Raw genomic sequence first — 22,096 nt, forward strand, 5'->3', positions numbered from 1 at the left:
GATTTGGGATGAGTTTTTGAGGCATTTTCGCTTCTGTGATGAGGAAGATAGCGGGCTATCTGACGAAGAACAGGAGCGGAAAGGACCAAAAAATCGCCCAAAGCACACACGAAAACGAACACATCAAGCCAAGAAAAACTTTTTGGAGAAATTCAAAACAGCTTCTTAACCTTGCAGGGCGGATAACGAATCTGCCCTGCAACAATAAATTGCCATGCGATTATTCATCCTTATTATTCATTTAACCACTAAACGTATGAAAACAAACTGGAAAAACATTTTGCTTTACATCGTCAAGTTCATTGAGTTGTTGATAACCGGTGCTGCCGGAGGAGCGATAGCCAGTATGTAGAAGTTGACAAGGTATCAGTTGACAAGGGAACAAGGTTCTGAATAGTTCATCTAAAACCTCGTCAACTTGTCAACTGGTTAACTCGTTACCTAAATGTACACTTATGAGAACCATTACACTGATTATCGTGCACTGTTCTGCCAATAGGGCGGGCAGTGCCCTTCGGATGGCAGACATCGACAGCTACCACCGCTCGCTGGGCTGGATAGGCTGCGGTTACCATTACGCCATTCCCACGGACGGGACTATTGAACCGGGCAGACCCGATGAAATGGTCGGGGCACATTGCAAGAACCATAACCGGCATTCGATTGGAGTCTGTTACATCGGCGGACTGTCTAAGGACGGAAAGCCTGCTGACACCCGAACGGATGCCCAATGCATTGCCTTGCGCAACCTGCTGGAACGGCTTCACCGGAGATATCCCGACGCCCTGATTGTGGGGCATAGGGACTTGGACCCGCAAAAGGTCTGTCCGTGCTTTGATGTGGCGAACGAGTATCATGACTTGCAACCTCGCTAAACGCTGATTCTCTCTGGAAATGGCGGCAGCCGACACGGTTTTCACCGGTAAACGTTGCAAAACGGCTTGAGCCGTGAAAGCTGCCATCGTTGTATCATTTTAATAACCTTGTCAACTCGTTTCCTTGTCAACTTGTCAACTTCACAAAATGTCGCTTATGCTTACGCTCTTGGTCATGCTCTCCCACGAATGCCTTGCGACAGTGAGGTTCAGCGGATAACCAAGCTCCATCATCTCGCCTAATTTCTTCAGGCTGTAATTGATGCGGTGCAGGAGGCTGTCATACTGTCTCCATTGTTCGCGCGGGTCTTTTGCCGTAATGACGGGGAAGAGTAGGGACGTGCCTTTCTGCCTGTAGCGGTCCGCAATCTCCTGCAGTGCCGGTTCCCAGGGAATGGAGATTTCCTTGCCGGTGACGTGCTGGCGATAGGTGAGCTGTCCGTTCTTGATATTCTTTCTCGTCAACCGGAAGATGTCGTCGCTCCTCATGCCACGGGCATAGACTGTGAACAGGAAGATGTCGCGGGCGAAGACGGTCATCTCTGATTCACCGCCCAGGTCAAGGTCACGCAGACGTTTCACTTCATCGAGCGTCAGTCCGTTTCGCTCTTTCTTGACACGGTAGCTCACGTCCATGCCCTCAAAGGGATTGCTGTCGGCAGCAAGACCGTCGTTTACGGCAAGCTTATATACCCGCTTCAAATTCCGGATATAGAGGGAAATGGTATTGCGTCCCAACTCCTGGTTCTTCAGCCACGTGTGGTAGTTGCGCATCAGCAGGGCGTCGAAGTCCTTGAAAGGCACTTCATTTTTGCCTAAATAGGTGATGAACTTCCTGAGATACTTTTTCAGTTTTATTGCCGCGTCATACCGCCCCTCGTCCCGCAGTTTCTCAACGCGGGAGTTGGCGTAGGCGATGAAGCCGAAACCTTCCAGCCCCTCAGCCCCTCTCCAACTCTCCCCATGAGGGGAGAGGGTTAAAGTTGCTGTCTGTACATTCTTCTGATTGTTGTTATCCACTTTCTACTATGATTTTTGTCTGTCTGTTACGTCCTTTAACTCCTAACGGAGCAAAGCGGAGTGATAACTCCTTTTAACTCCTTTAACTCCTAACAATCTTAATTGTGCAGCCACACCGTCCGCAGGTACCTGCGCCATATGGCAAGGTGGTTGGTGGTGTTGATTTCCTTGCAGATGCGGACGCAGGTCTGTATCAGCTTGTCCTTTGCCGCATCCTTTTCCTGTGCTGAAGACCGGATGGCAAGGGCGCCCAGCGTATCTTCGCCGACCTTAAAGTCCTGTACGGCTTTTACGGCTGAATCCGCGTCCGTCAATACCTTATATAATGTAGGCGCATAGTTGCGGAAGGACTCGATGAGCTTTTCCCTTTCCGCATTTGCTGCGCCGTCAGGAACGGCCTCCACTGTTCCCGCAACTAATTTCTCATTGGCTTTGCCTGCAGTCAGGAAATATTCCTGAAGGAAACCGTCCCAGTTGGCGAAGTAAGTAGATTCTTCCTTGTCTTTATCCTCCATCATGCCGATGTGGGCATAATAGGTAGTGGTGATTGTTTCGTCCTTTTGCAGGCTGGGCAGGTAGGCTTCTTCCTTTATGTCAACCTTGCGGATGATTTCCGTAAAATCCTTATGGTGGAATTCCACCCCGGTTTTGCCTTCTTCCATTTCCACACCCGCTGTCGGGGTAAGGAACGGGCGCAACGTCAGCTTGCTCCAGTTGGCTTTCACATACCCCGGATTGTTATGTTCGTAACGCACGAGGTTGATGACGAGTTCCGCCTCCGTGCCGGTCATCCGTGCCAGACGTTGGCTCAAAGCGGTGTCGCCATGTGCATGAAGTTCCTTGCAGAGCGATACCAGTGACGGCTTGACGACAAGACGGTCAATGATACCGTAAAGCATCTGGAGCGTGCGTTCTCCATAGCCGCAAGCTTGCAGGATTCCGGCAAGCAGGTCCACGGCACGTCCTTTCTCCGTTCCGACGGAGAGCCTGTCTCCCTCCATGTTGTGCAGGCGGACTACGTGCAAGTCCCATGCCTTGGGGCAGGAAACCGTGAGCCAACTGCCCGGTTCAAAGCCCTGTACCTGAAACACCAGCCGTTTTCCATGGCGGAAACGGCAGATATAGCCCTCACAGCCCGCGAGCGGACCGTCAACGACACGTACTATCTCGTTCGGTTCGCCCGTTTTCGTGTTGAAGGCATAGTCCGAGTAAGGACGTTCCAGCACAATCACCTTGTCGGCATAGTTCTCGTTGTAGTCACGGAAAGCACGCATCTGGGATTCGGGAATGACACACATCCGTGTCCTTTCTCCTTTTTCCTTTTTACGTTCGTACTGTATGTCCGCATCCTTGGAGTGCTCTTTCATGAAACTCATCAGCGCATTCTGTGTGGCGAGTACGAACACGATGCCCGCAAACAGCGGTTTCTGCCTGTCGTCGCTGTCCTGATGCACATTCACCGTAGTGTGGGTCGGCGCATAGATCTCCAGGATGTTCTTGGTCTGTGCCTTTTGCTTTTCCAAAAGCTCCACCAGCTTACCCTCCTGATGGCGCTTGGTGCGTACCACATACCAACGGTAATCTACATGGTTAAGTTTGTCGGGCATAAGTTTTATTATTAGGAGTTAAAGGAGTTAGAAGAAGTTATCGCCCGCTGTAGCGGACTGAGGAGTTAGAAGTCAATACCATAAATTGTCAATCGTTAATTATCAATTGTCAATTGAAAAGTGCGTTCTTCACGTTCCTCTCATGTCAATCGCATGATAGTTCCCAAGCACCTTATTTCAGGTATAACGGCGGTATTCTGGACGAACCTCAGCAGCAATGATCCACCGTTGTTATGTGACGAGAAGAACAAAGCGCGATGCGCTTTAACATTTTTGCTTCCATATCACAAGTGTTTAGTTCTCAATCTATTAAGTCTATTCTACACCCACCGCTTTACCATTGCTTTATAATATGAAGCGGTAAGTATGCCGCAAAGGTAATAAAAAGATTTAATACAGAACCATTTATCACCGGATTTTTTTTAAAGATTACAATTTTAGTCGAACAAATACAGCCGTTGTTTGACTAAAATTGGACTTGGTGCAAAATTATATACTGATAATCAATTAGTTGCAAAAATTCGCCGTTTCATATTATACAGTTCCGAAATTTGTCGAACATTCTCGGTTTTCATTCACGCATGATTTTGCCTATCATTTTCCGGTTGGCTTTCACCAGGTCCTCCGTGTCGATGGAGGAAAGATAGATTTGTGTGGTCTTCAGGTTTTCGTGGCCCAGCCCCTTGCTGATAACGGACAGGCTGGTGCCCATGTCACGCATCGCGCTGGCCCAGGTATGCCTCCCCGTATATGTCGTCAAGGCTGTACGCAATCCGGCCATCGCGCCCCGTCCTTTCAGCAGTTTTCCTCCATGGGGTTTTCCTCCATGCCGTAGTGGAGGATTGACAAAATAGGCAGAAGATTTGATGCATGCGCAAAGCAAGTTAGGACATGAAATTGTTGCATTATATCCGAGTGGAATATCTAGGCTCGCGTCATCAACCAACAGTTGAAAGAACTGGAAAGTACGGCATGATTGGCGAAGACTATCTATCCCGGACTTCTACCCCATGTGGAATATTCCATTACGGAAGACGGGCGAAGCCTTATACCCATTGTCCGGATGCTGGAACAATGGGAAAATGGCTTCCGCCCGAAGATGATACGGATATTGAAAGAAGAAGGTGACAAATTTTAATCTTGTACACTTATTCGTGTATCTTATAAGTCCCTATTTCTTTTTACGTATCCATGTTTTACTTTCCGAAGCTCGTCAGCCACTTTACCGTCTCGGGGGCATAGTGCGAGAAGAACAGGCTTTCGCCCTTGTCCAGCTTGCCGATGGTCTCCATGTCTTCGGCAGAGAGGGAGAAGTCGAATACATTGAGGTTCTGCTCCATGCGCTCTTTGTGCGTGGACTTCGGGATGACTACCACGTCTCGCTGGATGAGGAAGCGCAGGGCGGTCTGTGCCACGGACTTGCCGTATTTCTCGCCGATGGCTTTCAGCACGGGATTGGTGAAGAAGTCGTTGCGCCCTTCGGCGAATGGCCCCCACGACATGATTTGCGTGCCGTACTCCTTCATGATTTCCTGCGGCCGGCGTTGCTGGTTGAACACATGCGTTTCCACCTGGTTCACCATCGGCTTGATGTCGCAGAACTCTGCCAAGTCAATGAAACGGTCGGGGTAGAAGTTCGATACGCCGATGGCACGGAGCTTGCCTGCTTTGTACGCTTCTTCCATGGCACGGTAAGTACCGTAATAGTCGTTGAAGGGTTGGTGGATGAGCAGCAGGTCGATGTAGTCGGTCTGCAACTTGCGGAGGGATTCGTCGATAGAAGCCTTTGCCTTCTCATACCCGGCGTTGGATATCCACACCTTTGTCACAAGGAACAGTTCCTCGCGCGGAATACCGCTTTTCTTCACCGCATTGCCCACGCCTTCCTCATTAGCGTATGCCTGCGCCGTGTCCACCATACGATAACCCATGCTCAAGGCATCCGATACGCAGCGTTCACACTCTTCAGGAGTTACCTGATATACACCATAACCTAAAATCGGCATTTCTACGCCGTTTGATAATTTGACTGTTTGCATAATTCGTTGTTTTTATGGGGTTATTGTTATTTTGATGCTTTCCTGTTATTCGTTTTTCAAATTATTCTTGTTTTTGTCTCCGATAGCACTTCTCCTGACGGATTGCCGTTGTCGGAGATAACGGCGGCAAATGTTTAGAAACCTAAGTCCGGCACTGAGATACCCTCATGTCCGGGGTGAGTTTAGATGCCATCGTCCTTTTCGTTTCTGATTACGGTGCAAAGTTACGCCGCTTTTACACGCTCTATGTTTCACAAAAGGTATCTAATGTTTCACCAAAAGCACAAATCGTTTGGCGCTCTCCGGATAATGCCCTAATTTTGCGGCATGGCAAAGGATAAAGAACTGAAAATCGTATATTCCACCCTGTTCCAACTGATAGGGTCGGTCAAGCTGCGGGGTTGGTGCGTGCACATGGTGTGTCTGCATGGAGAAGGCTTTTTTACTTACGACGGCCGTCCGTTTCATGTGAAGAAGCATGACGCTGTGGTCATCAATGCGCCCCAGCAAGTGCATGTAGTCAGTCAGAGCGAAGATTTGAAAGTGGAAGTCTTGGCAGCCCCGCATGATTTCCTCTCCAACCAGCTTCCGGCGAATAATTATGGTATAGGAGGCAGTATCAGCCTGTACGACAACCCTGTCATCCCCTTGTCGGAAGAGGATGCAGAGACGTTGGTGCGCGACATACACCATATCCGCGACCGCATCGCCGATACCGGCCATCTGTTTTACCGCGAGCTGATAGGCGGGCTGGCCCTTCCGCTGATTTATGACCTGTTCTATTTCCACGCCAAGAACCGTACCCCGATATTTGCCACGGACAGGAGCATGTATGTCGTGAAGGAACTGATGGCGTTGCTGGAAAGCGGACGCAGCAAGAAATACCGGGAAGTCGCTTATTACGCCGAACAACTGAACGTGACCGTCAAGTACCTCTCCAATACCGTAAAGCGGCAGACGGGCAAGAGCGTCACTTATTACATCGACCGCTACACTGTCCCGATGATAAAGGAATATCTCAACAATCCCGACCTTTCCATCGTACAGATTGCAGAAGAAATGAACTTCACGACGCTCTCTTATTTCAGCCGGTACGTGACCAAACATCTGGGCATGTCGCCGAAGGCTTACCGGGAATCATTGATGCCACGGTAAACATGGTGGGATATAGCCGGGTTTATCAAGCCTTAAGTTCGTATTTTCTATAATTTGTCCTACGAAAAAGTTATCTTTGCAACAAAAAAATTATACCACGATTCATATATGGCACAACAGTTTGGCAATACATGGTGGGGCAACGAATGGTTGCGTTCGCTGACCCACATTGATTATGAGAACCGCATCCCCCGGGGTGCACGGTATGCCCGTAATGGTTCCGTCCGAGAAATACAGTTGCAAGATAATGTCATCAGCGCCAAGGTACAAGGCAGCCGTCCACGGCCTTACCGCGTTAAAATCATCGTCCCGAAGTTTTCCGCCAGGCAGGTGGACAAGCTGATGGACAGGCTGGTTGCCCGACCGGGAATTATTTCAGGCTTACTCAACCGGGAATTGGATCCGGAGGTGATGGACATCGCCCGCTCCTGCGGCTTGAAGATATTCCCCGAACGATGGGATGACTTGGAGATGGATTGCAGTTGTCCCGATTGGGCGGTGCCTTGCAAACATCTGGCAGCCGTGGTCTATATGTTCAGCCGGGAGATTGACAACAATCCTTTCATTGTGTTCCAAATGCACGGGTTCGACCTTCTGAAAGAATTGAAGAAACGGGGCATTGAAGTGGACAACGTGCGGCAGGAGGTGGAAGTGCCCGCCTTGAAAGACCTCGTGACGACCCTGCCTGCTAAAGATGCAGGAACGGAAGTCCCGGTATTCCGCCGCATCGACTTCTCCAAGCTGGCCGACCGGTCTGATGCCCTGCTGATGCTTCTGCCGGACAAGCCGCCTTTTGCCCCCCAAGGCAATTTCAAGGAAGGATATGTGGCGGAATTGCGCCGTGTGAGAAAGAACGTGCAGCGTTTCTTCACCGGGAAGCTGGGGAGGGAAGAAATGTTTCCTATCGCATTTTCCAAACTGCCGGAAAGCATCGGTGTGGACGATGCGATAAGCCTTTGCTTTGATTACCGGTATGATTGGACGATAGAAGGAAAGGTTGCCTACAACGAGCGCACGTTGTCTCATGCCTTGCTGCACATCAATCCCGATTTCCTGCCCGACTATCATCCGACGGTCATTGCCCTGTACCAATCCCTTTTCTGTGCGCTGCACCTGTTGGACAAGGGGGCGGTGGCTCCACAGTTGCTCCGATTGTCGGACAAGAAATACCTGGTGCGCTGGATGCCCGCCTACATCGATGCACAAGCCAAAGAACTGGTGGAGGCACTCGAAGGACTCGTTCCGGCTTCGCTCGTCAAGGTGAAACCTACGGCACGTTCCGCAGCAAAACCCGTGGAGCATCCGGCGGAGTGGCTGGTATCGTATTTCCTTGGGACGTTGGTCAAATACTTGTCGGGCAGTTGCGACCGTATGCCGCTCCTCCCGTTCTTCTTCAAGGGAGAACACATGCCCTTCGACGGAGTGGGCGAAAAAGAAACACCCGGCGGCATCCGCTCGTGGATGGCTTCCTATACCCTGACGGCATCGGACTACCGCCCGGTGTTCAGCGTGAAAGAGAGTCGCCGGGGAGGCTTCGACCTGCATATCGGCGTGGAGGACAAGCGAAAACCGGAGCCGCAGACCGTGCCCCTATGCGAAGTGCTGGATTCGCCGGAATACGACCGTGAGCGACTGCGTATCCTGAGGAGCTTTACGCTCATCTCCGGGCTGGTGAAAGAAGTGGGGAGCTATATCAACGCCGGTGCGAAAAAGCCTGTCCATTATACTGCTGCATCGTTTGTGCCTTTCCTGCTGCAAGTCATCCCTGCCGTACGGATGCTCGACATCAAGGTATTCATGCCTAAATCATTGGGACAACTCATCCGTCCCAAGGCATCACTTTCCATCAAACGGAAAGCCGGTTCGGACAAAGGCTTTCTCAGCCTGGCAGACCTTTTTGCCTTCGATTGGGAAGTCGCATTGGGCAAGGAACTTGTCCCCTTGGAAGAATTTAAGAAACTGATGGAGAAGGCCGACGGGCTTATCAAGTTCAAGCAACGCTACATCTATGCCGATGCGGAAACCCTGCAAAAGCTGCAAGCCGCCATGGCGCAGGGCGAAAAGCTGACTCCCGCCCAAATCCTGCAAGCTGCCCTGACGGGAGAATACGAATCGGCACCGGTGCATCTGACTGATGAGGTCCGCCAATTGATGGACGAACTGACGCGGCAGGAGCATATCCCGCTCCCTGCCGGATTGAACGCTACGTTGCGCCCTTACCAGGAACGCGGTTTCTCGTGGATGTACCGCAACAGCCGCATCGGCTTCGGCTCTATCCTGGCGGATGACATGGGATTGGGAAAGACCTTGCAGGCCATCACCCTGATGCTGAAATTGAAAGAGGAAGGCGCATTGGAGCAGGGGCGTATATTGGTAGTGGTACCCACCGGCTTGCTCACCAACTGGCAGGCGGAAATCAGCCGTTTCGCCCCGTCGCTTACCTTCTTTGTCTATCACGGGACAGGACGAAGCCTGAAGCAGTTTGATGCCGACATCCTGCTCACCACCTACGGCGTGTTGCGCTCGGACAATGCCAAGCTGAAGAAATTGCCGTGGACGCTGATGTTCATTGACGAAGCGCAAAACATCAAGAACCAGGACACCGCACAGAGCAAGGCCGTGCGCGGCATTCCCGCCACGACACATGTCGCTCTCAGCGGCACACCCGTAGAGAACCGCCTCACCGAGTTCTGGAGCATCATGGAGTATGCCAACAAAGGCTACTTGGATACGCCGAAAGCCTTTAGGGAGAAGTTTGTCAACCCCATCCAACTCTACAATGATGGAGATTGTGCCGCCCGCTTCCGCAAGGTGACCGCTCCCTTCATGATGCGCCGGATGAAGACCGACAAGAGCATCATCTCCGACCTGCCGGACAAGATAGAACTGGACGATTATGCCGCACTCACTTCGGAGCAGGCCGCCCTCTACCACCGCACGCTCGAAGCAGCCATGGCGGAAATCGAAGGGATTGATACCACCGACCACGAATCCCTCTTCCAGCGTCAGGGACTTATCCTGCAAATGATTCTTGCCTTGAAGCAAATCTGCAACCACCCGGCGCAGTTCCTCAAGAACGGCGATGCCCGCATTGAGTTGTCCGGCAAGGCGGAGATGCTGTTGGACCGCTTGGAAGGCATTGTAGCGAATGGCGAAAAAGTGCTTGTGTTCACCCAGTTCCGCGAGATGGGCGACTTGCTGGTGCGCTTCATCGAAGAACGGTTGGGACAACGCCCCTTGTTCTACCACGGCGGATGCAGTGTAAAGCAACGTCAGGAAATGGTGGAGCGTTTCCAGAACCTTCGGAGCGACAAGATTTTCATCCTCTCGCTCAAGGCTGCCGGGACGGGGCTGAACCTCACCGCTGCCTCGCACGTCATCCACTACGACCTGTGGTGGAATCCGGCCGTGGAAGCCCAAGCTACCGACCGCGCCTACCGCATCGGGCAGCAACGGAACGTCATGGTGCACCGTTTCATTACCAAAGACACCTTTGAAGAACGCATCAACGACATGATCCAGCAGAAGAAACACTTGGCGGATATGACCGTGGCAAGCGGCGAAAGCTGGATAGGCAAGCTGAGCAACAAGGAATTGCGGGACATCTTCGGGTAAGTGTGATAATAAACGGAGTTGGCAAGAGCCGCAGCATGTAAGGATGTACACTTACATACCGCGGCTCTTTTGTGTATCACAACAACAGATACCAATCTTTATTTCAATAGCGGAAGCTGCTCCAGCATGTTCTTAATGCGGATGGCTGTGCGGGGGCATAGGTTCATCTGGTGCCTTGGTTTCCACAGAGTTCTCCCGCACGAGATAGAGTTTCAAAAATTCATAGTGTATCTTTCTCTCGTGGTAAATATCAAGATAGATGGACTTGTTCCCGCTTTCCAATTCAAAGTAACATATAAAGTGAAAATAAAGCCAAAATAGAACCAAATTCGGAAATAGGATTGTTTGTCTTATTTAATACAGTTTTCTTACCTCCGCATTCCTGTAATAATGTAGCAGGATATCGTTGTAGCTGAAACCCTGTTCGCCCATCACGGCTGCCCCTATCTGGCACAAGCCTACACCGTGTCCCCATCCTGCACCGGTCAGTTGGAACCAGGCGGGTACCCCGTCGGTGGTTTCTCCTTTGTCTACTACGAAAGCAGAACTGAACAGGTGGGTAGGCGAGAGCGTGCGACGTATTTCCAGTTCTTTACCAATAATCAGCGTCTTTTCCGAACCTACGATTTTCAGTTTGCAGATACGTCCCGACTTGCCGCGTTCTATGGGGATGAGGTCGAGGATTTTCCCGTAATCGTACTTGGTTTTCGAGTGAATCAGTTCAGCCAGTTCGGCTTGGGTGTAACGCACTTTCCAGCGGTAGAAGTCGGTGGTTTCCTGGTCGTAATTGTTCAGTATCTGCCGGATGATGTTCTTGTCGTGTGTATGGCAAAAACTATCCGGTTCAGAGCGTATCCATTTTTCAGCTTCTTCTTCACAGGTCAGGTCGGGTAAGGACGTTTCTCCGGCTGCATCACGCACGGCATGCAGGTAGGGGTATTGCCTGTTTTCCCAGCAGGTGCCGAATTCTTCGGTCGCTCCTCCGCAACATTTCGAGAAGCGGGCATCGCAGATGGCGTTTTTATACATTAATACTTGTCCGCGTGTGGCTTTCACCGCTTCTTCCACCCTCCGGCTGGATGCTTTGGTGATGCCCTGATAGCGCTGGCAATGGTCGTCGGCACATACGTCGAAGATGGTATGGTCTTCGCGGTCGTACCAGCGGATGTATTCGGTTTCGGTTTTGATGAATGGAAAGAATCCGTTGTCTTTTTTGCTCAGTGCTTTCCGCTTTTCTATTTGTGCCAATAGCCAGCTTCGGGAGATGACGGCATGTGCTTTAAGAAATTCGGTCGAAGAGGTGGTGTTCATTTCCGAAGAGATGACGCTGATGAGATACTCTTCGGCTGGGAGGATATTGATGGCGGTTATGCCTCCTTCATCCACCACCAGTTTCAGCATGCCGGTAAAACGCTGGGTTTCCTGTCGTTCCCAATGAAAATTGATGCCGATGGTTACGTCGTACAGGGAGAATGACGCATCGTCTTCCAGTGGGGTAAAGGTCAGCTCGCGGTACACGTTACCGTTCCACAAGATGCCTCCTTCGTCGAAGCATACGGTTTGTTCTCCGTCTACGCTTTCACCTTTGGCAAGGTAACGTCTGTTGAGGTTGAAATGTATTTGGGGGGCATTGAGGATGCCCACGCTTATTTCGGGTTCTTTCATTGTTGTGCTTTTTTAGTTGACTCGTCACTTTTGTTACTTCGTTCTTGTCTTTTGGTTACTGAGTCATAAACTTACTTCATCGTATATCTTTTTTATCTCTTCCGCGGTCAGACTTTCGAAGTCTTCTTTCCGGGGGGTTACTATCAGTCCCGCCATGTCAAGGGCGCCGGGGCTTACAAGGCGTTGCTCACCCCCATATGCCGTATAGCAGGACGGACGGTGCTTATCACGTGGGAGATACGCTACGGTGAACCCTCTTTTCGGGTCATTCCATGCAAACAGGTTGTAACGTGGTTCGTCTTCGTCCGGGTGCGATGGCAACGTGTGCAGATAAGCATCTATCAAATCTGCATCTGATACAGGGGCAGAGTCGGACACGAATGCCTCGATGGGGCAGAGGTATCCGTTGATGCGGTATTCCTGACATGTTCCCCCGCCGGGTAAAGTGGCTTGTCTTGTAAGGGTGGCGGTTTCCATCAGCCGGTCCCACTGCATGATGAGCGGTATGTCTTGCATACGTGCTGCCTGAAAATGGAAATGGTCGGGAGCTGATGCGCCGCATTTGGCTCCGTTGTAGAACAAAGCATACCCCGATGCGAAGTGTCTCTCCAGCCAGTCGGTCAGTTTGCCTGGCAGCTGGCGTCCGGTTTTTCCCGCAAGGGTTTGGGGCTGGTGCCGTTCGCTGGAAACTGTGAGGTGGGCAGGCAGGATGGGATAAGGATTGATGCGAAGCTGGAAAGTCTCATCCAGTATGATGGGGATGCAGTCTTGCTCGACGGGCTTGTGTGTGTCGCAAAGAAAGCACGGGCGTGCCGCAATGCTTGTCTTATCCAGCCGGGCACAGGTCGAGACCGCGCGGGCGGGATTGAACTGGACAAATACCGTATTTTCCCCGATGCACAGGCGGCGGGTCTGGATGTGGCAGAGTGCTTCATGATTTGTGCGGGCCAGTGCCCAGTGGGCCAGCTGGTGCTTCAGGAAATGTTCGCCGGGTGTTTCTTTTTCTGGAGTCATAAGGGCACGGCGGCAGGAAAGCTCCAGTGTGCGCAGGCTGTCTTTATAAGCATTGTTGCGGTTTACTTTCTCGATGCTCAGGTTGGCATCCGAGTTTCCATCCCAGCGGCGGCACAGGTAAAGCACGTCGTAGATACGCCCGATAGGGTATTGGCGCGAGAATGCCAGTCCCAGTGCATAGTCTTCTCCATAGCTTACGTTGGGTATGCCTATCTGGCGCAGCAAGGGGGTGTAGAAGGCACGCGGTGCTCCCAACCCGTTGATACGGAGAGCGTTGTTGTGCCCGTTGGCATCGGTCCACTCGCGGTGGTCTATTACGCCGGGCGGTAAGCCCTGCAGTTTAAAGTCGGTCATGCGGTAGGAACCGATGACCATAGCGCATTGTCTTGCATGGAATTTGTCGATAATAGCCTGTAAGGTGCCGGGCGTACTATACAGGTCGTCGCTGTCCAGTTGGACGGCAAACCGTCCGCATCGTGCATCGCGTATGGCCAAGTCCCAGCATCCACCGATACCCAAGTCGGTGCGTTCGGGGATGATGTGGACTACTTTCTTTTCTCCGGCATACTGGCGGATGACTTCGGTTGTTCCGTCGGTAGAATGATTGTCTACGATTATCAGGTTGTAATCGAATGTCGTTTCTTGTGCCAATGCGGAACGGATGGCATCGTCGATGGTCCGCACGCGGTTGCGCACGGGGATGATGACCGATGCTTCACAGGGAAACGAGCCTTTCTGCAAATCGATATTCCGCTTCGGCGGAGGCAGGTATGCTCCTGTCTTTTTCAGGTATCGGGTAAAGACGGCTTCCCGTTCCAATTGTACGTCCCGGTTACGCGGGTCGACGTAATCGAATTGTTTTTCGCCCGAATGACGTGTATCTGTTTCGGTTTCTGTATAAAGATATTCGCTGATATGAGTCAGGGAGTACCTGCGCGACAATGCCAGCCGGAGGGCGTAGCTTGCCGAATGGGTATACGCAGGCTCTACACTGATTTCGGCTGTAGCTTGTCTGAAGGCTTCGGTGCGGTACATCACAAGCGAGCCGAAGTCGAAGTCATCCCGTACACTTCCCGGCTGGTAATCGATGACCGGATGTGGGTATATTCCTTCTTTGGTCTCTTCGTAACGGTCGGCATATACCATCCCGCACTCTGGAGCAGACAAGTAATCTGCCATACGCTCCAAAGCTCTGTACCCTAGCCGGATGTGATGCCTGGTGCGGCATATTAGAGTATAGGGGGTATGGCTTTGGGCAGCTATAAGCCGGCAGGTATCGGTATTGTCTTGCAGGGAGATTGTCTGTATCTTTGCGTCTGGAAGCCCTTCAATGATATCATCAGGTGTTGCCCCTCCGCAACAGGCGACGAAGCAAGTTATGTCTTTGTTTGTCATAATCAGTGGTTTGTCTTAGATGAATGTCCGCATGGTATAATTATGTTCCTCCCTCTCTCCTCTGCAAAGGTAAGAAATCTTTTCCATGTGGCAATGGATTTGGGATGGGCGGATGTGAAAATCTGTTAACAGAAGATGTTTTTTTGAAATTGACCTTGAAAATCAGCGATATATAAAGTGTTTTTGTGTTTTGCTTATTTCCCAAAATGACATTCGTCTTAATAATCTTAATGAACGAGTGTGATTGTAAGGATTGTAATTGTAATCAATTCAGGAAAACTTACACTTACAATCCTTACAATTACATTTATCGGTTTTACGTTTTCGGGGCAGAGAGAAAAGTCTGTATAAAATTTATATATATAAATATATAATATATATTTATATATATATATTAATGTAATTTTTTTTCTTCTTTTTGCTCACTTTCATAAACGGTAATTGTAAGGATTGTAACTGTAAGTTTTGCTGGTGCAACTATAAGGAATACATCATGCATCTATATGCAAAGCCCGGTATATATAGCTTCGCGCGCCTGTGCAAATAGTTGCATTTCAGCGGTTTAAGTATAACTTGCCAAAAAAATAATTGCCGATTGTCAAATTTCCATTGTCCATTGCCTAATATCCATTGCCAATTGAAAAATTTTTCGTATCTTTGTGGAGTGAATCCTCCCTCACTATTCCCCTCTCCATACCGGCATACGTGCCGAGACGGTGTATGTTTGACAGAGGGGGTCTCTGCGCAAGACAACAACGACCTACCTTGAAAGCAGGTCGTCTCTGAGATAAGGTAGTTTCAAACCACCCTATCCCGCAGGATGACCTTACTTGAATTAAGGTCATCGGGAAGACGATATGAGTTGAAAACATGCCGTGCGCAAGGGTGTCGTTTCAACCTATACCCCTCTTGCATCCATTTTGTGAAAATAAATTAGCGCATTGCCCTATTGTTCATTGGCACATTAAAATATCTGGTGAGAAAATGTACAATTTCATACCGCGCTTATTTTCTTCCGGAAGTCTTAATTTGTAGTGTGAATTTCTGTATTCTGCTTTTTTATTTCGCGTAATTCAGAGATTTTGCCTATTTTTGCAAACAAAACAAGTGTTGAATGAGTGAAAAGAAGATATCCCTTTTGGGAAAAACACTGGGCGAGCTGACCGAAATCGTGACAAGCTTGGGAATGCCCAAGTTTACGGGGAAGCAGGTGGCACGCTGGATGTACGGGAGGAAGGTGGCTTCGATAGATGAAATGACCGACCTGTCGCTCAAGAACCGTGAACGGCTGAAGGAGATGTACGAGGTGGGAGCTTCTGCTCCGGTGCATGAGATGCGTTCGGTGGACGGCACGGTGAAATATCTGTTCCGTACGCCCGATAACAACTATATCGAGTCTGTTTATATTCCTGATGGCGAACGCGCTACGTTATGTGTGTCTTCACAGGTGGGATGCAAAATGAACTGCAAGTTCTGCATGACGGGTAAACAAGGCTTTTCGGGCAATCTGACCACTGCGCAAATCTTGAATCAGATTTATTCTATCCCTGAGCGGGACACACTGACCAATGTGGTGTTTATGGGGATGGGTGAGCCTATGGATAATCTGGATGCTGTGTTGCGGTCGCTGGAGGTGCTGACCGCAGACTATGGTTATGCCTGGAGTCCGAAACGAATCACGGTTTCTACGGTAGGCCTGAGACGTGGAATGGAACGCTTCTTGAAAGAGAGCGATTGCCACCTGGCGGTAAGCATGCACTCGCCTTTCCCGGCACAACGTGGTGAACTGATGCCTGCCGAAAAGGCTTTTTCCATTCGTGAAATTGTCGACATGCTCCGGGGGTATGACTTCAGCAAACAACGGCGCCTGTCGTTCGAATACATCGTTTTCGGCGGTGTGAACGATAATTTGGCATATGCTAAAGAACTGGTGAAGTTGGTGCGGGGACTGGACTGCCGGGTCAACCTGATTCGTTTCCATGCGATTCCGGGGGTGGATTTGCAGGGAACCGATGCGGATACGATGCTGGCATTCCGCGATTATTTGACCCGTCATGGGGTGTTTGCCACCATTCGTGCTTCGCGGGGAGAAGATATTTTTGCTGCTTGCGGTATGCTTTCTACAGCAGAGAAACAGGCGGAAAGACAACATGTACATAAAGACAAGACAAAAATCAATAAATAAGGAAATGATATGGAAGGACGTAAAATAAAGGTGGGTATCACCCACGGAGATATCAATGGGGTAGGTTATGAGGTGATTCTGAAAACCTTCTCCAATCCGGCAATGCTGGATTTGTGCACACCGGTCGTTTACGGTTCGCCCAAGGTGGCGGCTTATCACCGTAAAGCGATGGACTTGCCTGCCAATTTCAGTATCATAAGTTCGGCATCGGAAGCGCAAGACGGGCGTCTGAACATTGTCAGTTGTACTGATGAGGAATTGAAAGTGGAACTATCGAAACCTACACCCGACGGAAGCCGTGCCGCACTCGATGCACTGGAAAGGGCTTCGGCTGAATATAGTGAAGGATTATTTGATGTGCTGGTGACGGCTCCTGCAAACCAGAATGCCGTACAGACGGAAGAATATCCTTTCTCCGGCCATACTGCTTATTTGGAAGAACGCTTTGGCAAGGGTAGAAAAGCACTGAAAATCTTGCTGAAGGATGATTTCCGGATGGCACTGGTGACAGGGCGTATCCCATTGAAAGAGGTATCTCCCAGGCTGACAAAAGAAGAGGTGATGGAAAAAATAGAAGTGTTCCACCGTTCGCTGAAGCAAGATTTCGGTATTGATAATCCGCGTATCGCCGTGTTTGCGCTGAACCCGCAGGCACAAAGCAATGTGCTTGTCGGTCTGGAAGAAGAACAGGCAATTGTTCCCGCCGTGGAAGCCATGACCAAACGGGGTATCTTATGCTACGGACCCTATGCCGCTGATACGTTTATGGGTTTGGGGTATTACCGGCACTTCGATGGGGTGTTGGCAATGTATTACGACCAGGGCGTGCTTCCTTTTATGACACTTGCCATGAATGAAGGAGTTTGCTATACCGCCGGCCTTTCCATTGTCCGCACGGCTCCGGTACACGATGCTGCATACGACCTGGCGGGGAAAGGTGTGGCTTCCGAGGATTCTTTCAGGCAAGCCATTTATGTGGCACTTGATGTGTTCCGCCGCCGGCAGATTGAAGAAGAAATCAATGCCCGCCCGTTGCGCAAGCAATATTACGAGAAACGTGACGATAGCGATAAGCTGAAACTGGACACGGTAGAGGACGAATGAATATGAAGTTTGCAATTATAGCGGCTGGAGAGGGGACCCGATTGTCACAAGAAGGTGTCCGGTTGCCCAAACCTTTGGTACAGCTGAATGGGAGAGCGATGATAGATCGCCTGATACATATATTTATGCAGAACGGTGCCGAAGAGGTAGTGGTCGTCATTAACAATGAATCGCCTTTGACAAAGGCGCATTTGACAGAACTGGAAAAGCATTCAGACATTCCGTTGAGGGTGGTCGTCAAGACCACTCCCAGCTCGATGCACAGTTTCCACGAGTTGAGTCCTTATCTGAAAGAAGACCGTTTTTGCCTGACCACCGTAGATACTGTTTTCCGGGAAGATGAGTTTTCCCGCTTCATCGAAGCTTTCAAAGTTTCGGGTAAAGATGGGCTGATGGCGGTTACGGATTATGTTGATGATGAGAAGCCGCTATATATCGGTACCGATACCGATTTGAACATTACCGGTTTTTATGACATGCCCATGCCTGGTATGAAATACATTTCAGGAGGCATTTACTGCCTGACTCCCCAAGCCATCGGCACTTTGGAGCATTGCATTTGTTCAGGTATGTCGCGTATGCGTAATTTTCAGCGGCAGTTGGTGAGCGACGGATTACGCTTGGAAGCATATCCGTTTTCGAAAATTCTGGACGTAGACCATGCTGCAGATATCCCAAAGGCAGAAGCATTTTTGAATGAAGTACATTGATGGGAGCTGTATATACTCCCAAAAATAAAGAGAGAAGCGCATAAGTCATGCAACACGAGGAGAGAAGAATCCAGCTTATTGGAGTGAGTCGTGGAAACCAGTTTTCACCCAATCATATCAATAATGATGCGGCTATTTTGATGAAGACAGCTGAAAAGCTGGGGAAAAAAGGCTGTGAGGTGAAACTGTTTTCAGAAACAGAGTTCGTACAACGGCGTATTCAGGCAGAATTCATTTTCAATATGGCACGCGACCATGCCACCATTCCATATTTGAAAGAACTGGAAAAGACAGGTAGTCTGGTTATTAATTCAGGACAGGGAATCGAGAATTGCATTCGCCAGCCGATGACCGAGATTTTAATGCATTACGGCATTCCACATCCCAAAAGTTATATCATTCCTACTGATCAGGGATTTACGCTTGATTTGTTCCCCTGTTGGATTAAACGGGGTGATTCACATGCTATGGTGAAAGAAGACGTGGTCTATGTAGAATGTAGGGAGGAGGCAAATATTGTTCTTGCTGATTTCCGGAACCGTGGGATACCGAGGGCAGTAGTCAACGAACATCTGGTAGGAGACTTGGTGAAGTTTTACGGGGTGAAGAATACCGATTTTTTCTATTCGTTTTATCCTACCGAACAATCGCATAGCAAATATGGACTGGAAGCCATTAATGGGAAGGCACGCGGTTTCCCGTTTTGTCTGGACAAACTGAAAAATTATGCCAACCGGGCGGCAGAGGTGCTCCAGGTACCTGTTTATGGAGGCGATTGTGTAGTAGGTCCGACGGGCGAAATCCGTATTATTGATTTCAATGACTGGCCAAGCTTTGCACCTTGTTGTGAGGAGGCGTCAACAGAAATAGCCGGTTATATTTACAATTGTATCATTGCCAAACAGAACAGCCATTAAGAGATGAGTACAGAAAAGAAAGGATTGAAAGCCTCTTTCAAGTCAATGGATACGGAAGAGTTTCTGGATATATATTTTAACCGCCCGATAGGTTATGCCTGGGCGTTGTTTTTCAGGCATTTCGATGTACACCCTAATGTAGTGACTATTTTGTCGATTCTGTTGGGCATAGGGGCAGGAATCATGTTTTATTATCCGGACTTGAAACATACGCTTGCCGGCATAATCTTGCTCATGTGGGCAAACCATTATGATAGCTGCGACGGGCAATTGGCACGTATGACTGGTAAAAAGACGCGTTGGGGACGCATGTTGGACGGATTTGCAGGCGACCTTTGGTTTATAGCCATTTATTTCACTATTTGTTTGCGTCTTACCTGCCAACCTTTGCCGTTAGGCATAGGCAGTAGTGAAGGAATGGTATGGGGAGCAGGCATTTGGATAATAGCCGCCTTGTCGGGGACACTCTGTCATAGCCGGCAATGTGCATTGGCAGATTATTACCGTAATATCCATTTGTTTTTCCTGAAAGGGAAAGCAGGAAGCGAACTGGATAACTTCAAACAACAGCGGGATTTGTTTTATAGCCTTCCCTGGAAAGGAAATTTCTGGTGGAAAGCTTTTCTGTATTTTTATGGCAATTATACCCGGAAACAAGAACGCATGACCCCGAATTTCCAACGTTTTTATGCCTTTATACAGCAGAAATATGGTGACGATATTCCCGGTACATTGCGCAACGAATTCCGCTCTTTAAGTCTGCCACTGATGAAATATGCCAATATCCTCACGTTCAACACACGTGCCATTGTGCTTTATGTATCGTTGCTTATGGGTGAACCGTGGGTATATTTTATATTTGAAATGACAGTTATGACTATCCTTTTTATCTATATGCGCCATCGCCACGAGGCTTTGAGTGCCTATCTGTATCATAAATACGCTCGACAATGAAAGAAAAAGCCCGTAACATATTTTGGTTTTTCGGTATCTTTGCCATTGTGGTGATGCTCTGCACATTTGATATGGACTACAATGAGTTGTGGAAAAATCTGCGTAGGGCAGGGATATGGCTTCCTGCTGTCATTTTCCTGTGGGTGTTTATCTATTACCTGAATGCATGGGCATGGTATGTGATTATCTGCGACGGGAAGAGTGGAAAAGTTCCTTTCAGACAAGTCTATAAACTGACTATCTCCGGTTTTGCCTTGAATTACGCAACACCGGTAGGGCTGATGGGAGGGGAGCCTTACCGTATCATGGAACTTAGCTCGTATGTGGGGGGAAGCAAAGCTACTTCTTCCGTAATATTATATGCCATGATGCATATCTTTTCGCATTTCTGGTTTTGGCTTGTATCGGCTGTGCTTTATGTGCTTTTTGAACCGATGAACTGGGGGGTAGGTATTCTGCTGGCTGTGGTTGTAGCGTTCTGTTCTCTGGCGATTTATTTCTTTATGAAAGGTTACCGGAACGGGATGGCGGTACGTGCACTGAACTGGTTATCGCACGTGCCTTTTGTAAAGAAGTGGGCAAAGCGGTTCTGCGTGGAAAAGAAAGATACGCTGGAACGGATAGATGCACAAATAGCAGAATTGCACAAACAGCGGAAAAGTACGTTCTATATTTCGTTGGGACTGGAGTTCTCGGCACGGATTGTGGGCTGCCTGGAAGTCTATTTCATTCTAAACATCCTGACTGCAGATGTCAGTTTCTTGGCTTGTATTTTGATTATGGCATTCACTTCGCTCTTTGCCAATTTATTTTTCTTCTCGCCCATGCAGCTGGGAGCTCGCGAAGGAGGATTTGTCCTGGCAACCGGAGGACTTGCCATTCCAGCTGCATTCGGTATCTATACCGGACTGATAGCTCGGGTGCGGGAGTTGTTTTGGATTATGATAGGAGTGTTGCTGATGAAGGTTGGCAACTGTAAAAATGAAAAGAAAAATGAGTGAAAAATTAATTGATATACAGGGTATCATCTTCGATTACGGAGGGACTATTGATACCAATGGCCGTCATTGGGCAGAAGTTTTATGGGAAAAGTATAAGACTTTTGACGTACCAGTCAGCAAACCGGAATTCCGTGAGGCATATGTATATGGTGAACGGACACTGGCACACAAACAATTGATAAAACCGGAATACGGCTTTCATGAAGTGCTTTCGGTCAAAACCCGTATTCAAGTGGATTATTTGATTGATAAAGGGGTCTTGTCGCGTACGAAAGCCGATAAATACGACTATGCAACACGTATAGCCGACAGTTGCTATAGGTATGTATGGGACGTATTACAGCGGACCCGTCCGGTTTTACAAACTCTGTCAAAACGGTATAAGCTGGTTTTGGTTTCCAATTTCTACGGAAACATTCAGGCGGTTTTGAAAGATTTCGGTCTGTCCGAAAGCTTTTCGGCCATTATAGAGTCATCGGTGGTAGGGGTACGCAAGCCCGATCCAGCCATTTACCAGTTAGGAATAGACGCTATGGGATTTCCGGCAGATAAGGTTTTGGCAGTAGGTGATTCGTATCCGAAAGATGTTGTCCCAGCCAAGCATATAGGATGCCGGGTGGCGTGGTTGAAAGGAGAAAGTTGGGACGAAGATGCAAACGAATCATTACCCGACCTGATTATAACTGATTTACCCGAATTATTAACTTATTTATTATAATAAACAATACTTCGGTAAATAATTAATTAAACACTTAAAAGTCAGCGAGTTAAATTAACAAGAGTTAGCATAAAAGAATTGGTCAAGTGCTTGATTTTCAGTAACTCTATGTTCTCAACGCA

The 22,096-nt window shown here is 49.0% G+C and carries 18 protein-coding genes; 11 read left to right on the forward strand and 7 right to left on the reverse strand.

Annotation, left to right across the window (positions count from 1 at the left end; genetic code table 11):
- Window positions 1-455: 455 nt before the first annotated feature.
- Window positions 456-875 carry an N-acetylmuramoyl-L-alanine amidase gene (locus tag B5F25_RS18165; RefSeq protein ID WP_087251279.1) on the forward strand — a complete coding sequence of 140 codons (420 nt, stop codon included), beginning with the start codon at window positions 456-458 and terminating at the stop codon, window positions 873-875.
- A 141-nt stretch (window positions 876-1,016) separates the two neighbouring features.
- Here the strand turns inward: B5F25_RS18165 and B5F25_RS18170 are convergent, their stop codons facing one another.
- The 3 genes from B5F25_RS18170 to B5F25_RS18180 form a co-directional block, all read right to left on the reverse strand.
- On the reverse strand, window positions 1,017-1,895 hold the full coding sequence (locus B5F25_RS18170; protein WP_087251281.1) for a site-specific integrase: 879 nt from the start codon (window positions 1,893-1,895) through the stop codon (window positions 1,017-1,019).
- 98 nt (window positions 1,896-1,993) lie between these two features.
- The gene (locus B5F25_RS18175; RefSeq protein WP_087251283.1) at window positions 1,994-3,502 is read right to left on the reverse strand and encodes a transcription termination/antitermination NusG family protein; all 1,509 of its coding nucleotides are present in this window, start codon (window positions 3,500-3,502) and stop codon (window positions 1,994-1,996) included.
- Window positions 3,503-4,073: 571 nt separating this feature from the next.
- Entirely contained in the window at window positions 4,074-4,385 is a 312-nt protein-coding gene (locus B5F25_RS18180; protein WP_241148441.1) for a tyrosine-type recombinase/integrase, read from the reverse strand.
- Between the two features lie 93 nt (window positions 4,386-4,478).
- On the opposite strand from B5F25_RS18180, the gene B5F25_RS18185 reads away from it, so the two are divergent.
- A complete protein-coding gene (locus B5F25_RS18185; protein WP_239465582.1) occupies window positions 4,479-4,640 on the forward strand; it encodes a winged helix-turn-helix transcriptional regulator in 162 nt (53 codons plus the stop codon).
- A gap of 58 nt (window positions 4,641-4,698) precedes the next feature.
- Here B5F25_RS18185 and B5F25_RS18190 read toward each other — a convergent pair whose 3' ends face one another.
- Complete coding sequence (locus tag B5F25_RS18190) at window positions 4,699-5,541, reverse strand: aldo/keto reductase (protein WP_087251284.1); 843 nt, start codon at window positions 5,539-5,541, stop codon at window positions 4,699-4,701.
- Window positions 5,542-5,868: 327 nt separating this feature from the next.
- Here B5F25_RS18190 and B5F25_RS18195 point away from each other — a divergent pair, with 327 nt between their 5' ends.
- Both B5F25_RS18195 and B5F25_RS18200 read left to right on the forward strand, forming a co-directional pair.
- Window positions 5,869-6,696 carry a helix-turn-helix domain-containing protein gene (locus B5F25_RS18195; RefSeq protein ID WP_087251286.1) on the forward strand — a complete coding sequence of 276 codons (828 nt, stop codon included), beginning with the start codon at window positions 5,869-5,871 and terminating at the stop codon, window positions 6,694-6,696.
- 108 nt (window positions 6,697-6,804) lie between these two features.
- The gene (locus tag B5F25_RS18200) at window positions 6,805-10,311 is read left to right on the forward strand and encodes a DEAD/DEAH box helicase (protein WP_087251288.1); all 3,507 of its coding nucleotides are present in this window, start codon (window positions 6,805-6,807) and stop codon (window positions 10,309-10,311) included.
- A 132-nt stretch (window positions 10,312-10,443) separates the two neighbouring features.
- On the opposite strand, the gene B5F25_RS18205 is transcribed toward B5F25_RS18200, so the two are convergent.
- From B5F25_RS18205 to B5F25_RS22555, 3 genes are all read right to left on the reverse strand, one after another.
- A complete protein-coding gene (locus B5F25_RS18205; RefSeq protein ID WP_087212566.1) occupies window positions 10,444-10,638 on the reverse strand; it encodes an Arm DNA-binding domain-containing protein in 195 nt (64 codons plus the stop codon).
- 27 nt (window positions 10,639-10,665) lie between these two features.
- Complete coding sequence (locus B5F25_RS22550; RefSeq protein WP_022039431.1) at window positions 10,666-11,976, reverse strand: SpoIID/LytB domain-containing protein; 1,311 nt, start codon at window positions 11,974-11,976, stop codon at window positions 10,666-10,668.
- A gap of 63 nt (window positions 11,977-12,039) precedes the next feature.
- Window positions 12,040-14,385: a DUF4922 domain-containing protein gene (locus tag B5F25_RS22555; protein WP_241148442.1), complete on the reverse strand. Its 2,346-nt coding sequence runs from the start codon at window positions 14,383-14,385 to the stop codon at window positions 12,040-12,042.
- 1,114 nt (window positions 14,386-15,499) lie between these two features.
- Here B5F25_RS22555 and rlmN point away from each other — a divergent pair.
- Genes rlmN through B5F25_RS18245 form a run of 7 tightly spaced genes read left to right on the forward strand, consistent with a single transcriptional unit; the run spans window position 15,500 to window position 21,974 of the window.
- On the forward strand, window positions 15,500-16,570 hold the full coding sequence (rlmN, locus tag B5F25_RS18215) for a 23S rRNA (adenine(2503)-C(2))-methyltransferase RlmN (protein ID WP_087207832.1): 1,071 nt from the start codon (window positions 15,500-15,502) through the stop codon (window positions 16,568-16,570).
- 9 nt (window positions 16,571-16,579) lie between these two features.
- Window positions 16,580-17,674: a 4-hydroxythreonine-4-phosphate dehydrogenase PdxA gene (locus B5F25_RS18220; protein ID WP_022039434.1), complete on the forward strand. Its 1,095-nt coding sequence runs from the start codon at window positions 16,580-16,582 to the stop codon at window positions 17,672-17,674.
- A gap of 2 nt (window positions 17,675-17,676) precedes the next feature.
- Window positions 17,677-18,384 (forward strand): NTP transferase domain-containing protein, encoded by a 708-nt coding sequence (locus B5F25_RS18225; RefSeq protein ID WP_087251295.1) that lies wholly within the window; start codon window positions 17,677-17,679, stop codon window positions 18,382-18,384.
- A 47-nt stretch (window positions 18,385-18,431) separates the two neighbouring features.
- Window positions 18,432-19,301, forward strand: a complete 870-nt coding sequence (locus tag B5F25_RS18230; protein WP_022039436.1) for a hypothetical protein — start codon at window positions 18,432-18,434, stop codon at window positions 19,299-19,301.
- 3 nt (window positions 19,302-19,304) lie between these two features.
- Window positions 19,305-20,255 (forward strand): CDP-alcohol phosphatidyltransferase family protein, encoded by a 951-nt coding sequence (locus B5F25_RS18235; RefSeq protein ID WP_087251290.1) that lies wholly within the window; start codon window positions 19,305-19,307, stop codon window positions 20,253-20,255.
- Window positions 20,252-21,256, forward strand: a complete 1,005-nt coding sequence (locus B5F25_RS18240; RefSeq protein ID WP_087207829.1) for a lysylphosphatidylglycerol synthase transmembrane domain-containing protein — start codon at window positions 20,252-20,254, stop codon at window positions 21,254-21,256. The genes B5F25_RS18235 and B5F25_RS18240 overlap by 4 nt, the downstream gene beginning before the upstream one ends.
- Window positions 21,249-21,974, forward strand: a complete 726-nt coding sequence (locus tag B5F25_RS18245; protein ID WP_087251293.1) for an HAD family hydrolase — start codon at window positions 21,249-21,251, stop codon at window positions 21,972-21,974. Before B5F25_RS18240 ends, B5F25_RS18245 begins: the two co-directional genes overlap by 8 nt.
- The last annotated feature ends 122 nt before the right edge of the window (window positions 21,975-22,096 follow it).

This window comes from Bacteroides sp. An19 (assembly GCF_002160215.1).
Classification (GTDB): domain Bacteria; phylum Bacteroidota; class Bacteroidia; order Bacteroidales; family Bacteroidaceae; genus Phocaeicola; species Phocaeicola intestinalis.